The 17,754-nt window shown below is 69.7% G+C and carries 5 protein-coding genes and 3 rRNA genes; 7 read left to right on the plus strand and 1 reads right to left on the minus strand.

Translation table 11 applies throughout. From position 1 onward, the window contains the following. Positions 1-5: 5 nt before the first annotated feature. A complete protein-coding gene (locus H7X46_RS06445; RefSeq protein WP_186358530.1) occupies positions 6-638 on the minus strand; it encodes a methyltransferase domain-containing protein in 633 nt (210 codons plus the stop codon). 728 nt (positions 639-1,366) lie between these two features. On the opposite strand from H7X46_RS06445, the gene H7X46_RS06450 reads away from it, so the two are divergent. From H7X46_RS06450 to H7X46_RS06480, 7 genes are all read left to right on the plus strand, one after another. Beyond that, positions 1,367-2,886 (plus strand): 16S ribosomal RNA (locus tag H7X46_RS06450). A 301-nt stretch (positions 2,887-3,187) separates the two neighbouring features. Next, positions 3,188-6,275: ribosomal RNA gene (locus tag H7X46_RS06455) — 23S ribosomal RNA — on the plus strand. Positions 6,276-6,388: 113 nt separating this feature from the next. Then, a 5S ribosomal RNA gene (gene rrf / locus H7X46_RS06460) occupies positions 6,389-6,505 on the plus strand. The 16S, 23S and 5S rRNA genes sit together here, the layout of an rRNA operon. Before the next feature lie 360 nt (positions 6,506-6,865). Next, a complete protein-coding gene (locus tag H7X46_RS06465; protein WP_186358531.1) occupies positions 6,866-7,384 on the plus strand; it encodes a single-stranded DNA-binding protein in 519 nt (172 codons plus the stop codon). Positions 7,385-7,409: 25 nt separating this feature from the next. Next, on the plus strand, positions 7,410-9,086 hold the full coding sequence (gene ettA, locus H7X46_RS06470; protein WP_186358532.1) for an energy-dependent translational throttle protein EttA: 1,677 nt from the start codon (positions 7,410-7,412) through the stop codon (positions 9,084-9,086). A 101-nt stretch (positions 9,087-9,187) separates the two neighbouring features. Then, positions 9,188-12,826, plus strand: coding sequence for a hypothetical protein (locus H7X46_RS06475; RefSeq protein ID WP_186358533.1), 3,639 nt, complete (start codon positions 9,188-9,190; stop codon positions 12,824-12,826). 104 nt (positions 12,827-12,930) lie between these two features. Beyond that, the gene (locus H7X46_RS06480; protein WP_186358534.1) at positions 12,931-17,736 is read left to right on the plus strand and encodes an NAD-glutamate dehydrogenase; all 4,806 of its coding nucleotides are present in this window, start codon (positions 12,931-12,933) and stop codon (positions 17,734-17,736) included. Positions 17,737-17,754: the final 18 nt, after the last annotated feature.

A 17,754-nucleotide genomic window follows, 5' to 3' on the forward strand; every position in this document is an offset into this window, starting at 1 on the left:
CCGGGTCAGCGGCGGGCCACGATCCGGCGCAGCCGTACCGACCGTGCCGCGGACCGGTGTGCGGCCAGGGCCGAGCGCGTCTCCGCCGGCAGGTCGGGCGGGTAGACGCCGGCCTCGCACAACGCGCCCACGTCCCGGACCCGGTCGCTCCCCGGGACGTCGTCCAGGGTGAAGTCGAGCCGGTCATCGGCCAGGACCGCGAAGTCCGCGGACGAGGCCAGCCACCCGGGATGCTCCACGCCCGACCGATGACGCCACGCGTCCCGCACCGCCCGCCGTAGCTCACCACCGCGCCATCCGAACGACGCCGGCGCCGGGACCAGGAGCGACAGCAACCCGTGCGGGGCGAGCACCCGCCGCAGCTCCGCGAAGAGCCCCTCCATGTCCGGCAGCAGCGGAAGGACGAGGGGGACGGCGACCCGATCGACCGACCTCGTTCGCACGGGGAGCGCGAGGGGCGACGCCCGCAGGTAGCCGGGCGAGCCACCACCGGCCTCCACCGCGATCCCGTCGCGGACGACGGTTGCCCGCACCCGGCTGCGGGCGCCCGGTGCCCGGCACCACCGGGCCGCCGTCAGGCCACCGTCGGCGCGGAGCCGGTGCAGCACGGGAGCGAGGACGTCACCGTCGGTCGGCACGCCCGGCAGTCTGACGCAGTGCGGGCGCCGAAGCCGGGTACCCACGACGAGCGGCCGTTCCCGGCCGATGATCGTCCCGTCCGCGGCCGGGGCATCGCGCCAGACGGTCGGCGGGCCGCACGTCGGCCGTTCGTCGCGGCCCGTGGCCACGACGGGCGGTCGAAAAAAATCTTGAAAAAACCTGGCGCGCAGGCAGACGCGGGACGAACGACAACCGGTGCGGCTCCCAGCGGCCCGGATCCGCCGCGCCCCTTGCGTGATCCGCGCTGGTCAGCCACCATCCACGAGAAGCACGTCGGCGCGACCGTTCGTCGCGCGGCCGGGGTGGATGCGTCCGCGGCCCGGCGCGGCTCGGAGACGAGTTCGCGCAGGTCAGATGGCGTTTTCGACCCCGGTTTGACGTGCTCGGAGAGCGTGCCGTAACTTATTCCCTGTCAGCGAGAGAGCCGGACAGAACGGGCCCTGAGGGGGTCGGTCAGCAGGCCCCGCTGGTGGGCTCCCCCCTGGCTGCATCGGTTGGTTTCGGTGTGGTTATGGTGGTGGGGTCGAGGTGATCCGTCTGCTGGATCCGCGTCCGTGTGTGGGTGTGGTGATGGCCGGTGCGGGTGTCTTTTGAGAACTCAACAGTGTGTCGAGCTATATATGTTTGGCGTTTTTGTGCCAGATTGTTTGTTCGGTTGCGGCCCGACCCCCGTCGGGTGTTTGTGACCGGTTTTTTGTCAGGGTTTTTGTTGGAGAGTTTGATCCTGGCTCAGGACGAACGCTGGCGGCGTGCTTAACACATGCAAGTCGAGCGGTAAGGCCTCTTCGGGGGTACACGAGCGGCGAACGGGTGAGTAACACGTGGGTGACCTGCCCTCCACTCTGGGATAAGCCCGGGAAACTGGGTCTAATACCGGATAGGACGCACTGTCGCATGGTGGTGTGTGGAAAGTTTTTTCGGTGGGGGATGGGCCCGCGGCCTATCAGCTTGTTGGTGGGGTGATGGCCTACCAAGGCGGTGACGGGTAGCCGGCCTGAGAGGGCGACCGGCCACACTGGGACTGAGACACGGCCCAGACTCCTACGGGAGGCAGCAGTGGGGAATATTGCGCAATGGGCGGAAGCCTGACGCAGCGACGCCGCGTGGGGGATGACGGCCTTCGGGTTGTAAACCTCTTTCGCCAGGGACGAAGCTTTTGTGACGGTACCTGGAGAAGAAGCACCGGCCAACTACGTGCCAGCAGCCGCGGTAACACGTAGGGTGCGAGCGTTGTCCGGAATTATTGGGCGTAAAGAGCTCGTAGGCGGTGTGTCGCGTCGGCCGTGAAAACCTGGGGCTTAACTCTGGGCGTGCGGTCGATACGGGCATCACTTGAGTTCGGCAGGGGAGACTGGAATTCCTGGTGTAGCGGTGAAATGCGCAGATATCAGGAGGAACACCGGTGGCGAAGGCGGGTCTCTGGGCCGATACTGACGCTGAGGAGCGAAAGCGTGGGGAGCGAACAGGATTAGATACCCTGGTAGTCCACGCCGTAAACGTTGGGCGCTAGGTGTGGGGACCATTCCACGGTTTCTGTGCCGCAGCTAACGCATTAAGCGCCCCGCCTGGGGAGTACGGCCGCAAGGCTAAAACTCAAAGGAATTGACGGGGGCCCGCACAAGCGGCGGAGCATGTGGATTAATTCGATGCAACGCGAAGAACCTTACCTGGGTTTGACATGCACAGGATCGCGGCAGAGATGTCGTTTCCCTTGTGGCCTGTGTGCAGGTGGTGCATGGCTGTCGTCAGCTCGTGTCGTGAGATGTTGGGTTAAGTCCCGCAACGAGCGCAACCCTTGTTCCATGTTGCCAGCGGTTCGGCCGGGGACTCATGGGAGACTGCCGGGGTCAACTCGGAGGAAGGTGGGGATGACGTCAAGTCATCATGCCCCTTATGTCCAGGGCTTCACACATGCTACAATGGCCCGTACAGAGGGTTGCGAGACCGTGAGGTGGAGCGAATCCCTTAAAGTGGGTCTCAGTTCGGATCGGGGTCTGCAACTCGACCCCGTGAAGTTGGAGTCGCTAGTAATCGCAGATCAGCAACGCTGCGGTGAATACGTTCCCGGGCCTTGTACACACCGCCCGTCACGTCACGAAAGTTGGTAACACCCGAAGCCGGCGGCCCAACCCTTGTGGGAGGGAGTCGTCGAAGGTGGGACTGGCGATTGGGACGAAGTCGTAACAAGGTAGCCGTACCGGAAGGTGCGGCTGGATCACCTCCTTTCTAAGGAGCCTCACTGTGGTGGGGCGCCGGTGGCTGCCTGTGTGGTGGCTGCTGGTTGCTTAGCTGATTCGCACCGTCAGCCCCGAGTGTGGGTTGGGTGTGACTGGGTGGAACACAAATGAGACGTCAGGCTTGGTTCGGCACGCTGTTGGGTCCTGAGAGGACACCCTGGTTAGGGGTTCGTCTCTGGCCGCCTCGTTCGGGGGCTTCGCTAACGCGACCGGTGTGGTTGTGGTGGTTGCCTTTGGGTGGGTGTGGTTGTGGGTTGAGTGTTGCATAGTGGATGCGAGCATCTTGTTGTGGTCAAGTTGTTGAGAGCACATGGTGGATGCCTGGGCATCAGGAGCCGATGAAGGACGTGGGAGGCCGCGATAGTCCTCGGGGAGTTGTCAACCGAGCTGTGATCCGAGGGTGTCCGAATGGGGGAACCCAGCACCCGTCATGGGGTGTTACCCGTGCCTGAATTCATAGGGTGCGTGGAGGGAACGTGGGGAAGTGAAACATCTCAGTACCCACAGGAAGAGAAAACAATATGTGATTCCGTGAGTAGTGGCGAGCGAAAGCGGAGGAGGCTAAACCGTGTCCGTGTCAAGCCGGCAGGCGTTGCGGGTGCGGGGTTGTGAGACGTGTCGTTCGTCCTCTGCCGGGGGCGGGACGGTGTGGGTCGGTGTTAGCGGAACGTCTCTGGGATGGGCGGCCGTAGTGGGTGAGAGCCCCGTACGCGAAAACATTCGATTCTGCTGTGGGCGTGTTCTCGAGTAGCAGCGAGCTCGTGGAATTTGCTGTGAATCTGGCGGGACCACCCGTCAAGCCTGAATACTACCTGGTGACCGATAGCGGACGAGTACCGTGAGGGAAAGGTGAAAAGTACCCCGGGAGGGGAGTGAAAGAGTACCTGAAACCGTGTGCTTACAAGCCGTCAGAGCCTTGTGGGGTGATGGCGTGCCTTTTGAAGAATGAGCCTGCGAGTTATGCTTCGTGGCGAGGTTAACCCGTGGTGGGGTAGCCGTAGCGAAAGCGAGTCCGAATAGGGCGTGTGAGTCGCGGGGTGTAGACCCGAAGCGGAGTGATCTACCCATGGCCAGGGTGAAGCGTCGGTAAGACGTCGTGGAGGCCCGAACCCACCAGGGTTGAAAACCTGGGGGATGAGTTGTGGGTAGGGGTGAAAGGCCAATCAAACTTCGTGATAGCTGGTTCTCCCCGAAATGCATTTAGGTGCAGCGTCGTGTGTTTCTCGCCGGAGGTAGAGCACTGGATGGCCTAGGGGGCCGACAAGCTTACCGAAGTCAGCCAAACTCCGAATGCCGGTGAGTGAGAGCGCGGCAGTGAGACTGCGGGGGATAAGCTTCGTGGTCGAGAGGGAAACAGCCCAGATCACCGGCTAAGGCCCCTAAGCGTGCGCTAAGTGGGAAAGGATGTGGGATCGCCGAGACAACCAGGAGGTTGGCTTAGAAGCAGCCATCCTTGAAAGAGTGCGTAATAGCTCACTGGTCAAGTGGTCCTGCGCCGACAATGTAGCGGGGCTCAAGCGTACCGCCGAAGCCGTGGCAATGACACTGTTTGGTGTTGTTGGGTAGGGGAGCGTCCTGCGTCTGGTGAAGCCCGGGAGTGATTTACGGGTGGAGGGTGTGGGAGTGAGAATGCAGGCATGAGTAGCGAATGCAGAGTGAGAATCTCTGCCGCCGGATGACCAAGGGTTCCTGGGCCAGGTTGTTCCGCCCAGGGTGAGCCGGGACCTAAGGCGAGGCCGTCAGGCGTAGTCGATGGACAACGGGTTGATATTCCCGTGCTCGTGATAGTGCGTCCATGCCGAGGCTGGTGATGCTAACCATCCGATCCCACCTCGGTTCCTTCGGGAGCCGTGTTTGTGGGGGAGCGTGGGGTCCGATCTGGTAGTAGGCAAGTGATGGGGTGACGCAGGAGGGTAGCTCCGCCACGCGGTGGTTGTCGTGGTGTAAGCCTGTAGCCTGATCTTCCAGGTAAATCCGGAGGGTCGTGACGGGTGAGAGGTGATGCGTAGCCGTTGAGGTGAAGAGGGTGATCCCATGCTGTCGAGAAAAGCCTCTAGCGAGTGCTGTTGCGGCCCGTACCCGAAACCGACACAGGTGGTCAGGTAGAGAATACCGAGGCGATCGAGCGAACTGTGGTTAAGGAATTCGGCAAAATGCCCCCGTAACTTCGGGAGAAGGGGGGCCACCTGCCTTGAAGCCACGTGCTGGCTAGGGGTGGGTGGTCGCAGAGACCAGGCCCAAGCGACTGTTTACTAAAAACACAGGTCCGTGCGAAGTCGCAAGACGATGTATACGGACTGACGCCTGCCCGGTGCTGGAACGTTAAGAGGACCCGTTAGCCTCTTTGGGGGCGAAGCGGAGAATTTAAGCGCCAGTAAACGGCGGTGGTAACTATAACCATCCTAAGGTAGCGAAATTCCTTGTCGGGTAAGTTCCGACCTGCACGAATGGCGTAACGACTTGGGCGCTGTCTCGACCACAGACTCGGCGAAATTGCATTACGAGTAAAGATGCTCGTTACGCGCGGCAGGACGGAAAGACCCCGGGACCTTTACTATAGCTTGGTATTGGTGCTCGGTTCGGCTTGTGTAGGATAGGTGGGAGACTGGGAAGCGGTCACGCCAGTGGTCGTGGAGTCGTTGTTGAAATACCACTCTGGTCGAATTGGGTGTCTGAACCTCGGGCCATGATCTGGTTCAGGGACAGTGCCTGGTGGGTAGTTTAACTGGGGCGGTTGCCTCCTAAAGGGTAACGGAGGCGCCCAAAGGTTCCCTCAGCCTGGTTGGTAATCAGGTGTTGAGTGTAAGTGCACAAGGGAGCTTGACTGTGAGACTGACGGGTCGAGCAGGGACGAAAGTCGGGACTAGTGATCCGGCACCTCCTGGTGGAAGGGGTGTCGCTCAACGGATAAAAGGTACCCCGGGGATAACAGGCTGATCTTGCCCAAGAGTCCATATCGACGGCATGGTTTGGCACCTCGATGTCGGCTCGTCGCATCCTGGGGCTGGAGTAGGTCCCAAGGGTTGGGCTGTTCGCCCATTAAAGCGGTACGCGAGCTGGGTTTAGAACGTCGTGAGACAGTTCGGTCCCTATCCGCCGCGCGCGTTGGAGACTTGAGGAAGGCTGTCCCTAGTACGAGAGGACCGGGACGGACGAACCTCTGGTGTGCCAGTTGTCCCGCCAGGGGCACGGCTGGTTGGCTATGTTCGGGAGGGATAACCGCTGAAGGCATCTAAGCGGGAAGCCTGTTCCAAGATGAGGTCTCCCACCACCTTTGAGTGGGTAAGGCTCCCAGGAGATGACTGGGTTGATAGGCCGGAGATGGAAGCCTTGTGAGGGGTGGAGTTGACCGGTACTAATAGGCCGAGGGCTTGCCATGACGTGTTGTTCGCATCCACTGTGTGACCCTGAGTCCACAACCGTGCCCGTGGGGTGGTTGTGTGGGTTGGGCCCTGCGGGGTTTCTTGTGGGGTTTATTTTTGGATAGTGTTGTCGGTGGTTATGGCGGTAGGGGAACGCCCGGTCTCATTCCGAACCCGGTAGCTAAGCCTTCCAGCGCCGATGGTACTGCACTCGTCAGGGTGTGGGAGAGTAGGTCGCCGCCGACATTCAACTTCAGAAGGGAGCGCCCCGGAACCGGTGATCGGTTCCGGGGCGCTTTTTCGTGTGTCCAGGACCGGGCCGGCCAGCGGCTGCCCCTCCGGCCGCCGCCCACCGCCCGGAGCCGAGGGCGGTGCCCAGCGGCCCTGATATGCGTGGGGGGTGTGTAGGTGGTCGGGTCGTGCGTGACCGCCGCCCGCTACCACAGCCCACCGACGCCGGGCCGCTCAAAGCCCGTCCCGGCAACCGGTTCTCCACAAGTGCGTGCCCTGTCCACAGCCACGACGGAGGGTTCCCCGGAAAGCGGCACGAGGCGTGATGCTCGACGGGCACCACCACCCGCACCGAGCGAGCCCCGGGAGGATCCCGTGTCCGTCAACCAGATCACCATCACCGGCAACGTGACCCGCAAGCCGACTCTCCGCTACAGCCCGAACGGGTACGCGGTCACCGACCTCTTCGTGGCGGTGAACTTCCGCCGACGCGACCACAACAGCAACGAGTGGCGTGACGTCTCGACGACGTACTACACCGTCGTGTGCTGGCGGAACCTCGCCGAACACGTCGCACAAAGCCTGGACAAGGGACATCCGGTCGTGGTGGTCGGCCGGCTCTACGTCGACGAGTGGACCGACCGCGACGGGATGCTGCGCAAGAGCCCGAAGATCGACCCGACGAGCGTGGCATTCGATCTCCGCTACGCGTCCGTACTCGCGCCGGTGCGGCTGCCCGTCGCAGCCCCCGAACGGGACACCGGGGCGATGCGTGCCGAGGACCCGGCCACGGAGCGGCCGCAGGCCGACGACGACGCCCCGTTCGGCGGTGAGCCGTCCGAGGACCTCGACATGCGGCAGTCCGTCGGGGCCGTACCGGGCTCCGAGGGCTGAGGACGAGCGAACTACCATCGTGTTCGTGGCGGATCTGATTTACACGATGCGGAACGTGCGCAAGGCGCACGGCGACAAGGTGATCCTGGAGAACGCGTCGATCAGCTTCCTGCCGGGGGCGAAGATCGGCGTGGTCGGCCCGAACGGCGCCGGGAAGTCGACCGTCCTGAAGATCATGGCCGGGCTGGAGAAGCCGAACAACGGTGACGCGTTCCTGAAGCCCGGAGCGACGGTCGGCATCCTGCAGCAGGAGCCACCGCTCAACGAGGAGAAGACCGTCCTCGGCAACGTCGAGGAAGGCCTCGGCGAGGTCAAGGTCAAGCTCGACCGGTACAACGCCATCGCCGAGGAGATGGCGACGAACTACACCGACGAGCTGATGGAGGAGATGGGCAAGCTCCAGGAGGAGCTCGACCACGCCGACGCGTGGGAGATCGACTCGCAGCTGGAGCAGGCGATGGACGCCCTGCGCTGCCCCCCGGGCGACGCCGAGGTCCGCCACCTCTCCGGTGGCGAGCGGCGGCGGGTGGCGCTGTGCAAGCTGCTCCTCTCCCAGCCGGACCTGCTGCTCCTCGACGAGCCGACCAACCACCTCGACGCCGAGAGCGTCCTGTGGCTCGAGCAGTTCCTCGCGAACTACTCCGGCGCGGTCCTCGCGGTCACCCACGACCGCTACTTCCTCGACAACGTCGCCGGTTGGATCCTGGAGCTGGACCGGGGCCGGACCTTCCCGTACGAGGGCAACTACTCCACCTACCTGGAGAAGAAGGCCGAGCGGCTCGCCGTCCAGGGCAAGAAGGACGCGAAGCTGCAGAAGCGCCTCAAGGAGGAGCTGGCCTGGGTCCGCTCGAACCCGAAGGCCCGCCAGGCCAAGAGCCGTTCCCGGCTGGACCGGTACGACGAGATGGCGGCCGAGGCCGACCGGCACCGCAAGCTGGACTTCGAGGAGATCCAGATCCCGCCGGGGCCGCGACTGGGCAACCAGGTCGTCGAGGTCTCCCACCTCGACAAGGGCTTCGACGGCCGGCAGCTCATCAAGGACCTGTCGTTCACGCTGCCGCGGAACGGCATCGTCGGCGTCATCGGCCCGAACGGCGTCGGCAAGACGACCCTGTTCAAGACGATCGTCGGCCTGGAGGAACCGGACTCGGGCGAGGTCAAGGTCGGTGAGACGGTGAAGCTGTCGTACGTCGACCAGAACCGGGGCGGGATCGACCCGGCGAAGACGGTGTTCGAGGTCGTCTCGGACGGGCTGGACCACATCCAGGTCGGCAACGTCGAGATGCCCTCCCGGGCCTACGTCGCGGCGTTCGGCTTCAAGGGACCCGACCAGCAGAAGCCGGCGGGCGTCCTCTCCGGGGGTGAGCGGAACCGGCTGAACCTGGCGCTCACCCTCAAGCTCGGGGGCAACCTGATCCTGCTCGACGAGCCGACCAACGACCTGGACGTGGAGACGCTCGGGTCCCTGGAGAACGCGCTCGAGCAGTTCCCCGGCTGCGCGGTCGTCATCTCCCACGACCGCTGGTTCCTCGACCGGGTGTGCACCCACATCCTCGCCTGGGAGGGCACCGACGAGAACCCGGCAGCCTGGTTCTGGTTCGAGGGCAACTTCGAGTCCTACGAGAAGAACAAGATCGAGCGGCTCGGCGCGGAGGCGGCGCGACCCCACCGGGTCACACACCGTAAGCTCACCCGCGACTGAGCACCACTCCGCCGGACCGCGCCCAGACGGTCCGATCTGGATACTGCGGACGCGACGACGCGGCACGGGACAACCGGGCCGGTGGTGTCACGGGAGGCTATGTGACGTCCGACCTGGGTCACCGCGCCGGAAGCGCGACGACGGCCGAACTGAGGACAGCGGCGGCGCTGCGGTGGCAGCGGCCGCTGCTGACCGCGGAACTGGCCGAGCACGCGTCCGCGCGGGCAGTCGCAGACGGTGACGATCTCTGCTGGTTGCTCGCGGCCGGATGGCTCATCGACGGGCACGCCGCCGGCGGTGACGCCCGGGACGTCGCCACGGCCGTCCTGGGCGGTCTCACCGGGACGGGGCAGCCCGACGACGCGGTGCCGGCCGTACCGCGCCGTCCACCGGGGCCCGCCGTGCTCGGCCGGCCCGAGGCGGCTCGGCTCCGGGTCGAGCTGGCGGCGATCGCCCAGGCTGACGGCGAGCTGGACACCGCCCGGGCACTCGTGGCCGACCTGCCGGACGACGCACCCGGCGAGGAACCGGGACTGCTGCGGCTGGACCGCCTCGCCGTCGAGGTCCGGTGTGCGCTCGCCGCGGGCGACGACCCGGGCCGGCCCACCCGCGAGCTGGAGGCCTGGGCATCGGAGCTCCGGGGTGACACGGCGGCGTTCGCGGACCTCGTGGTCGGGTCGGTCCACCGGGCCCGCCGGGAACACGGTGCAGCCGTCGAGCGCGCGCTGCACGGGCTGGCCGAACTCGGCTGGACCCCCGACCGTCCGGATGCGCGGCCGCTGTCCGCGCACCTGGCCGCGGCCCTCCTGAGCCAGTGGATCACGGCCCTGCTCGACGGCGGCCGGTCCCCGGCCGAGGCCGTCCGCGCGGCCTCCGCGCAGCATGCCGCGGTCGACGCCGGCCGCCAGGGCGTGCTGCTGCGGTTGACGTTGACCCGCGCCGAGGCCGGCCGAGTCGATCGCGCGGCCCGGGCGCTGGCCGATGCGGCCGCAAGTGCCGAGGCCGCCGGCGTGCCCGCCCTGGTCGCCGCCTGCCGCACCGCCCAGTCCGAGCTGCACGAGGGCGCCGGCCGGTACCGCGAGGCGCTCGAGGCGATGCGGGCGGCGGTTGCGGCCGACCAGCGCGACCGGGACCGGGGCCGGCGTTTCCGGCACGCCGTCGCGGCGATGAACGAAACCGTCGGTGCCGGGATGTGGACCTCGCCCGGCCCCGGTTCCACGCCGGTGCCCGCGCCCGTCGAGCGGCGCGCGTCCGGGCACACGGCGGAGGCCCCCGCGCGACGACGTCCCGAGCGCGGCAGCCACCGGCGGACGGCAGCGGTGACAGCCGGCCGGGAGCCCGCGACCACCACCGACACCGGCCGACCGGACCGGAGCGCCGCCGGACCGGGCCAGGGCGCGGAGAACGCCGCCGCCATCGCCGGGGGCGAGGCCGCCGGAACGGCGGACGGCGCTGCCGTGCACGCCGAACCGGCCGGGCACGCGGAGACCGGTCGCGACGGGAACGGACGTGCCGGCGCGGCGCGGACAGCACGAAGGGGAACGGCTCGGGCTGCTGTGGCTGCCGCCGACGGTCCGGGATTCGGCACCGTCAACCCGAGCAGCACCGGACGCGAGCTCGCGATCGACCCCGACGATCCGCTGGGTGTCTCGGCGATGCTGGCCGGAGCCTCGGACGACGCCGCGACGATGCCAGGCGGCGACAGCGGCCCGGCCCACCCGGCCGGCCGATCCTGGTCGGTGCCGTCCGCTGCGACGCGCAGCGGATCTCCGCTCGCCGATGCCCTCATCGCGGAGCTCCGCAACGGCGACCGGGCGCGAGTGCAACTGCCGTCGACCGGCGGCACGCGTACCGCGGACGAGCGCCCCCGCACTGATCGCCGCCTCCCCGGTGCCGGTGCACCGCAGCCGGAACGGGCCGAGCCGACGATCGTCGTCGAGGTCCTCGACGGGGCCGGGGCGCCGGTGCACGGCGACGCCGTGACCACGGCGCTGGAGGAGATCGCGCTCCGCTCGCGGCGGTTGGTGCCGCCGACCGGATCCGCCGAACCCGGCGCCGCCTCGGTGCGTGTCACGCTGCCCGGCGCCGACCGGGTGACCGTCCTGCTCTGGGCGCGCTCGCTGGCCGCGCACCTCGCCGAGCGGCTGCACCGTGGCGGTCTCCCGGACGGGGCCGCGCTGCGGCTGCGTGCCACCGGAACCCAGGGGGACGCGGGAGACGAGATCGTCCGTGAGCTGACCGGACCGGACGCGCCGCCCCCGGGACAGGCCGACGAGCCGGCCCCCGCTGCGGGCGGACGTGCCCACGAGCCGGTCCGGACGGCCCCGCAGGACGAGCCCGCCGCCCCGGAGACTCCGGACGCCGTCGCGGCCGGCCGGTGCGATGAGGAGCAGGCGCGCCGGACGCCCGTCGCGGGACCGGCGATGGCCGTGACACCGGACCTGTCGGTCGCCGTGGCCGGGACTCGCGCCGGGCGACGGCGAGCCGCGGACGGCGAGGTGTCACCCGTGCTCGCGGCGGCCATCTCCGCCCGTCCGGCGAGGGGAGGCCGGCGGCGGGCGGACGAGGTCCGGCGCACGGACGGCTCGGCGTCCGCGCAGGAGCCCACGCTCGCCCCGGGCGCCGACAGCCCGGCCCCGGTCGGCCCGGCCATCGACACCACCGCGGCCGACACCATGGCGGCTGGTACCGCGGTCAGCGGCGCGGCGGCCGCCGATGCTGCGGCCACCGACACCGCGGCGACCGGGGCCGCGGTCACCGACAGTGCGGCCGCCGACAGTGCGGCCGCCGACAGCGCGCCCGCCGACACCGCGCCCGCCGACACCGCGCCCGCCGACACCGCGCCCGCCGACACCGCGCCCGCCGACACCGCGCCCGCCGACACCGCGCCCGCCGACACCGCGGCCACCGACAGTGCGGCGACCGGGGCCGCCCCGACCGGCGCCGCGGCGGCGGACATCTCGGCCACCGACACCCCGGTCGCGCATGCAGGCAGCGCCGGAACCCCGGCCACGGACCCACCGTCACCGGCCCGCCGCTCCGTGCCGGACGGGCCGGCCCCGGACGAGGCGATTCCTGCTGTGCCGGCGGCCGGCGGGCCGGCCGCGGACCTGCCCGCCGACGATGCTGCGGCCGTGGCGGTGACCGGCGCCGACACGCCGGACGCCGCGTCCGACCGCCGGCTCGCGGAGGCCGTCCGCGCCCATCTCGACCTGTCCGGGGCGCCCGGAGCGAACGCCGGTGACGGGATGAACGGGCGTGAGGGGCGGCCGGTGATGTGGTCGTCGGTGTCCGCGGGCGCCGGCCCGGCCGCACTGCCCAAGCGGAACGGGCGGTCCCGCGCGGGTCACGGCGGGCAGGACGGTGCCGGGGCCGCCGTCGGGTCCGCTGCCGGGACGTCAGCGGCGGACGGGTGGGCCGTGCGGTCGTCCGGTGCCGGTGTGGACCTGCGCACCGGTACGGCTGCGGCCCCGGACCGGGCGTCCGGGGACCGGGCTGCCCGGGCCGGGACGACGGAGGGCGGCCCCGGGACGGGCCCGGACCGCGGCGCGAACCGCGCCTCGAGCGCCGGCGGTTCCCCACCCGACGAGGCCGCCGCCGCGGCCGGCGGCTCGGCTGCGCCCGGGGACACCGCCGCGTCCGCCGATCGGCCGGCTGCCGGTGAGCCGGATGCGATCCCCGAGGACATGGGGCTCGCCGACCTGCTCGCGGGCGCGCTCGCCGCGTACCGCGAGATCTGACGCCGCCCACCGAACAGGGCCGGAACGGTCGCCGGGCGGCCCGGGACCGTCGTCCCCGGAGGATAGGGTGACGCCGTCAGCACAGGCGCGGGCCGGAGTGGGACGTGAGCAGCGGTACGACGGGCAACACCAGGAACACAGCCGACTCCGAGGCACGGGCGGAGGGACATCCGCGGCCGGGCAGCGGCGCCGGCGCGGACCTCGTCCGCTTCTACGCCCGGCACACACCGGAGACCGACGACCCCGGCGGTGTGGAGCTGCCCGGTCCGGCCTCCGTCGTCGACGCCCACCTCGAGCTCGGTGCGCGCCGCCGGCCCGGGAACGCGGTCGTCCGGGTCGACTCCGGTCCCGGTGAGGCGACGACGGTCGACATCGTCACCGACGACATGCCCTACCTCGTCGAGTCGGTGCTCGCCGGTGTCGGCCGGGCCGGCGGGACCGCCCGCCGGGTCGTGCACCCCATCCTGGTCGTCCACCGGGACGCCCAGGGTGTCCTCAGCGGAGTCGACACCACCGCCGACCCGACCGAACCCGGTGACGGGCTGGCCGAGTCGTGGATGCACCTCGACGTCGTCTCGGCGGGCCCGCTCGACCCGGACGCGTTGCGTGCCGAGCTGGAACGGACCCTCTCCGACGTCCGGGAGGTCATCGACGACACGGCGGCGATGACCGCGCGGGCCCGCGAACTGGCCGACGAGCTGGCCACGGTGGGGACGACCGGCACCCGCGACGCCGAGGACGACGCCCGCCCGGCCGAGGTCGCCGAGCTCCTCCGCTGGCTCGTCGACGAGCACTTCATCTTCATCGGCTACCGCCACTACGTGCGGCGCGACGGGCGCCTGCAGCCGGACACGACCACCGGGCTGGGGATGCTCCGCCCGGACGATGCCGGCGCGAACCTGTTCCTCCCGGACGAGGGCCGGCTCGGCACGGAGGACCCGGCCGGGCTCCTGCTGATCACCCGCGCGAGCGAGCGCAGCCGGGTCCTGCGGGCGGTGCACCCGTACTACGTGGGCATCCGCACCCGCGACGCGGACGGAACGGTCACCGGCGAGCACCGCTTCCTCGGCATGCTCTCCGTCCCGGCCCGGCACGAGTCCGTGCTGGACATTCCGGTCGTCGCCCGCCGCATCCGGGGCGCGATCCGCCGTGCCGGCTTCCCGCCGGACTCCTACTCGGGCCAGCAGATGCTCGAGGTGTTCTCGGTGCTGCCCCGCTCGGAGCTGTTCTCCTCCTCCGAGCAGCGCCTGCACGACACCGGCGTCGGTGTGCTGGAGGCCAGCGCCCGGCGCTCGGTCCGGCTGTTCGTGCACGCCGACCCGTACCGGCGTTTCCTGTCCTGCCTGGTCTACCTGCCGCGGGACCGCTACACGACCGCCACCCGCCTGCGGGTCACCGAGATCCTGCGCACCCGGCTCGGCGGCACCGACACCACCTACACCGCGCAGGTCGGCGACGCCGAGCTGGCGATGCTGCACCTGACCATCTCCACCGACCCGGCCGCGGAACCGGTGGCCTACGACCTCGCCGCGTTGCAGGACGAGGTCGCGGAGGCCACCCGCAGCTGGGACGACCGGCTCGTCGCCGCGCTCGGCGACGCCGGGCCCGCGGCGCGGCCGATGCTCGCCGGCATCCCCGAGTCGTACAAGGCGGGCGTCGTGCCGGAGCGTGCGGTCGAGGACCTGCGCCGGCTGATGGCGCTGGGCGGTGAGGCCGCGGGCCCGTTCGACCTGCGGCTGTACCGCACGGTCGAGGGGGAGATCCGGTTCGCCCTCTACCTGGGCGACTCGCCGGCCACCCTGACCCAGGTCCTGCCGCTGCTGCAGCAGCTCGACGTCGACGTCGTCGACGAGCGGCCCTACGAGTTCACCCGCCCCGACGGGCGCCGGTGCTGGCTCTACGATTTCGGGGTGCGGGCGCCGCACGCGCCCGGGACGACGCCGGCGGTCCCGACGGTCACCGTCGAGGACGCGGGTGTCCGGTTCGAGGAGGCCTTCGCCGCCGCCTGGCGCGGGGACGCCGAGTCCGACCGGTTCTCCGCGCTGGTGCTGCGGGCCGGGCTGCACTGGCGGGAGGCGGCCGTCCTGCGGGCGTACAGCCGCTACACCCGCCAGCTCGGCGGGCTGTTCACGCTGCAGTACACGGCGAACGTGCTCGTCGCGCACCCGGAGGTCGCGCAGGGCCTGATGACGCTGTTCCGGGCGCGGTTCGACCCGGCGACGGCCGACGCCGCCGAGCGCGAGGCCGCACACAAGCGCGCGCTGGAGAACGTCACGATGCTGATCGACCAGGTCAGCGGCCTGGACGCGGACCGGATCCTGCGTGGCTTGCTCGCCGTGATCGAGGGGACGCTGCGCACCAACTGGTTCCGCGGCCGGTCGTTCTTCTCGTTCAAGCTGGACCCGGCCGCGGTGCCGGACATGCCGCAGCCGCGGCCCCGGTTCGAGATCTTCGTGTACTCGCCCCAGGTGGAGGGGGTGCACCTGCGGTTCGGTGCGGTCGCGCGGGGCGGGCTGCGGTACTCCGACCGGCAGCAGGACTACCGGACCGAGGTGCTGGGCCTGGTGAAGGCCCAGGCGGTGAAGAACGCCGTGATCGTCCCGGTGGGGGCGAAGGGCGGGTTCATCGTGCGGCGGACCGGGGCGGACGCCGGGCACGTCCGGGAGTGCTACCGGACGTTCATCTCCGGGCTGCTCGACGTCACCGACAACCTGCGGAGGCTGCCGGACGGCGGCACCGAGACGGTGCCGCCTCCGGACGTCGTGCGGCACGACGGCGACGACTCCTACCTGGTCGTGGCCGCCGACAAGGGCACGGCGACGTTCTCCGATCTCGCGAACTCCGTCTCCGCGGAGTACGGCTTCTGGCTCGGTGACGCGTTCGCCTCGGGCGGCTCGGTCGGCTACGACCACAAGGCGATGGGGATCACCGCGCGCGGGGCGTGGGAGTCGGTGAAGCGGCATTTCCGGGAGCTGGACCTGGACACCCAGCGCCAGGAGTTCACCGTGGTCGGGGTCGGGGACATGTCGGGGGACGTGTTCGGCAACGGGATGCTGCTCTCGGAGCACATCCGGCTGGTGGCCGCGTTCGACCACCGGCACGTGTTCGTCGATCCGGACCCGGACGCCGCGCGGTCGTACGCGGAGCGGCGGCGGCTGTTCGAGCTGCCGCGCTCGTCCTGGGCCGACTACGACCGGTCGCTGATCAGCCCCGGCGGCGGGGTGTGGCCGCGGACGGCGAAGTCGGTGCCGGTCGGGCCGGAGATGCGGGCCGCGCTGGGCCTCGGCGACGACGTCACGCGGATGTCGCCGCCGGAGCTGATCCACGCGATCCTGCTCGCGCCCGCCGACCTGCTGTGGAACGGCGGGATCGGCACCTACGTCAAGGCCTCCACCGAGACCAACGCCGAGGTCGGGGACAAGGCCAACGACGCGATCCGGGTGAACGGGTCCGAGCTGCGGGTCCGTGTCGTCGGGGAGGGCGGCAACCTCGGCCTGACCCAGCGCGGCCGGATCGAGTACGCCCGTGCCGGCGGGCGGATCAACACCGACGCGATCGACAACTCGGCCGGTGTGGACTGCTCCGACCACGAGGTCAACATCAAGATCCTGCTGGACCGCCCGGTCGCCGAGGGTGCCCTGGACCGCGAGACCCGCGACGAGCTGCTGGCGTCGATGACCGACGACGTCGCCGCGCTGGTGCTCGCCGACAACGTCGCGCAGAACGCGGTGCTCGGGGTCGCCCGCGCGCACGCCCCTGGGATGGTGAGCGTGCACGGGCGGATGGTCACCGACCTCGTGGAGCGGACCGGTCTGGACCGGGAGCTGGAGGTGCTGCCCAGCGAGGCCGCGTTCGACGGGCTGGCTGCGGACGGGGTGGGGCTGACCAGCCCGGAACTGGCCACGCTGCTCGCGCACACCAAGCTCGACCTGACCGCCCGGCTCCTCGAGAGCGACCTGCCGGACCGGCCGGCGTTCGCGCCGGTCCTGCCGGAGTACTTCCCGGAGCCGCTGCGCGAGCGGTTCGACCACGCCGTCCGCACCCACCCGCTCCGCCGGGAGATCATCGGCACCCGGCTGGTCAACCAGATGGTCGACGGTGCCGGGATCAGCTACGCGTTCCGGCTCGGCGAGGAGCTCGCCGCGGGGCCCGACGACGTCGTCCGCGCCTACGCCGTCACGACCCACGTGTTCGAGCTGCCGGCCCTGTGGGAGGCGGTGCGGACGGCTGACGTGCCGGTCAGCGTCGCCGACGCGGTCGTGCTCGAGTCGCGCCGGCTGCTCGACCGGGTGTCGCGCTGGTTCCTCACCAACCGGCCGCAGCCGCTCGCGGTGGGCGCCGAGATCAGCCGGTTCGCGGCGCCGATCGCGGAGCTGCGCGCGCAGCTGCCCGAGCTGCTGCAGGGCCGCGAGCTGGACGCCGTGCGGGAGCGGGCGGCGACCCTGCGGGCGTCCGGGGTGCCGGAGGACCTCGTCGAACCGGCCGCGCTGTCGTTGTACGCCTACGGCCTGCTCGACGTCGTCGAGCTCGTCGAGCTGTCCGACCGCGAGAAGGAGCCGCGCCCGACCGCCGAGGTGGCCCGGCTGTACTACGCGATCTCCGAGCACCTCGGTGTCGACCAGGCGCTGACCGCGGTCAGCCGGCTCGACCGCGGCGACCGGTGGCATTCCCTGGCCCGGCTCGCGCTGCGTGACGACCTCTACGGCTCGCTGCGGTCGATCACGCTCGACGCGCTGCGGGAGACCCCGCCGGGCACCGGTGTCGAGGAGTCGATCGCGGCGTGGGAGCAGGCGAACGCGTCCAAGCTGTCCCGGGCCCGCACCGCGCTGGAGGAGATCGGGGCGTCGGCGTCGCTGGACCTGGCCACGCTGTCGGTGATATCGCGCCAGCTACGTGGCCTCGCCCGGTAGCGGTCGGGAACACTCGCC

Source organism: Pseudonocardia sp. C8 (assembly GCF_014267175.1).
Taxonomy (GTDB): Bacteria; Actinomycetota; Actinomycetes; order Mycobacteriales; family Pseudonocardiaceae; genus Pseudonocardia.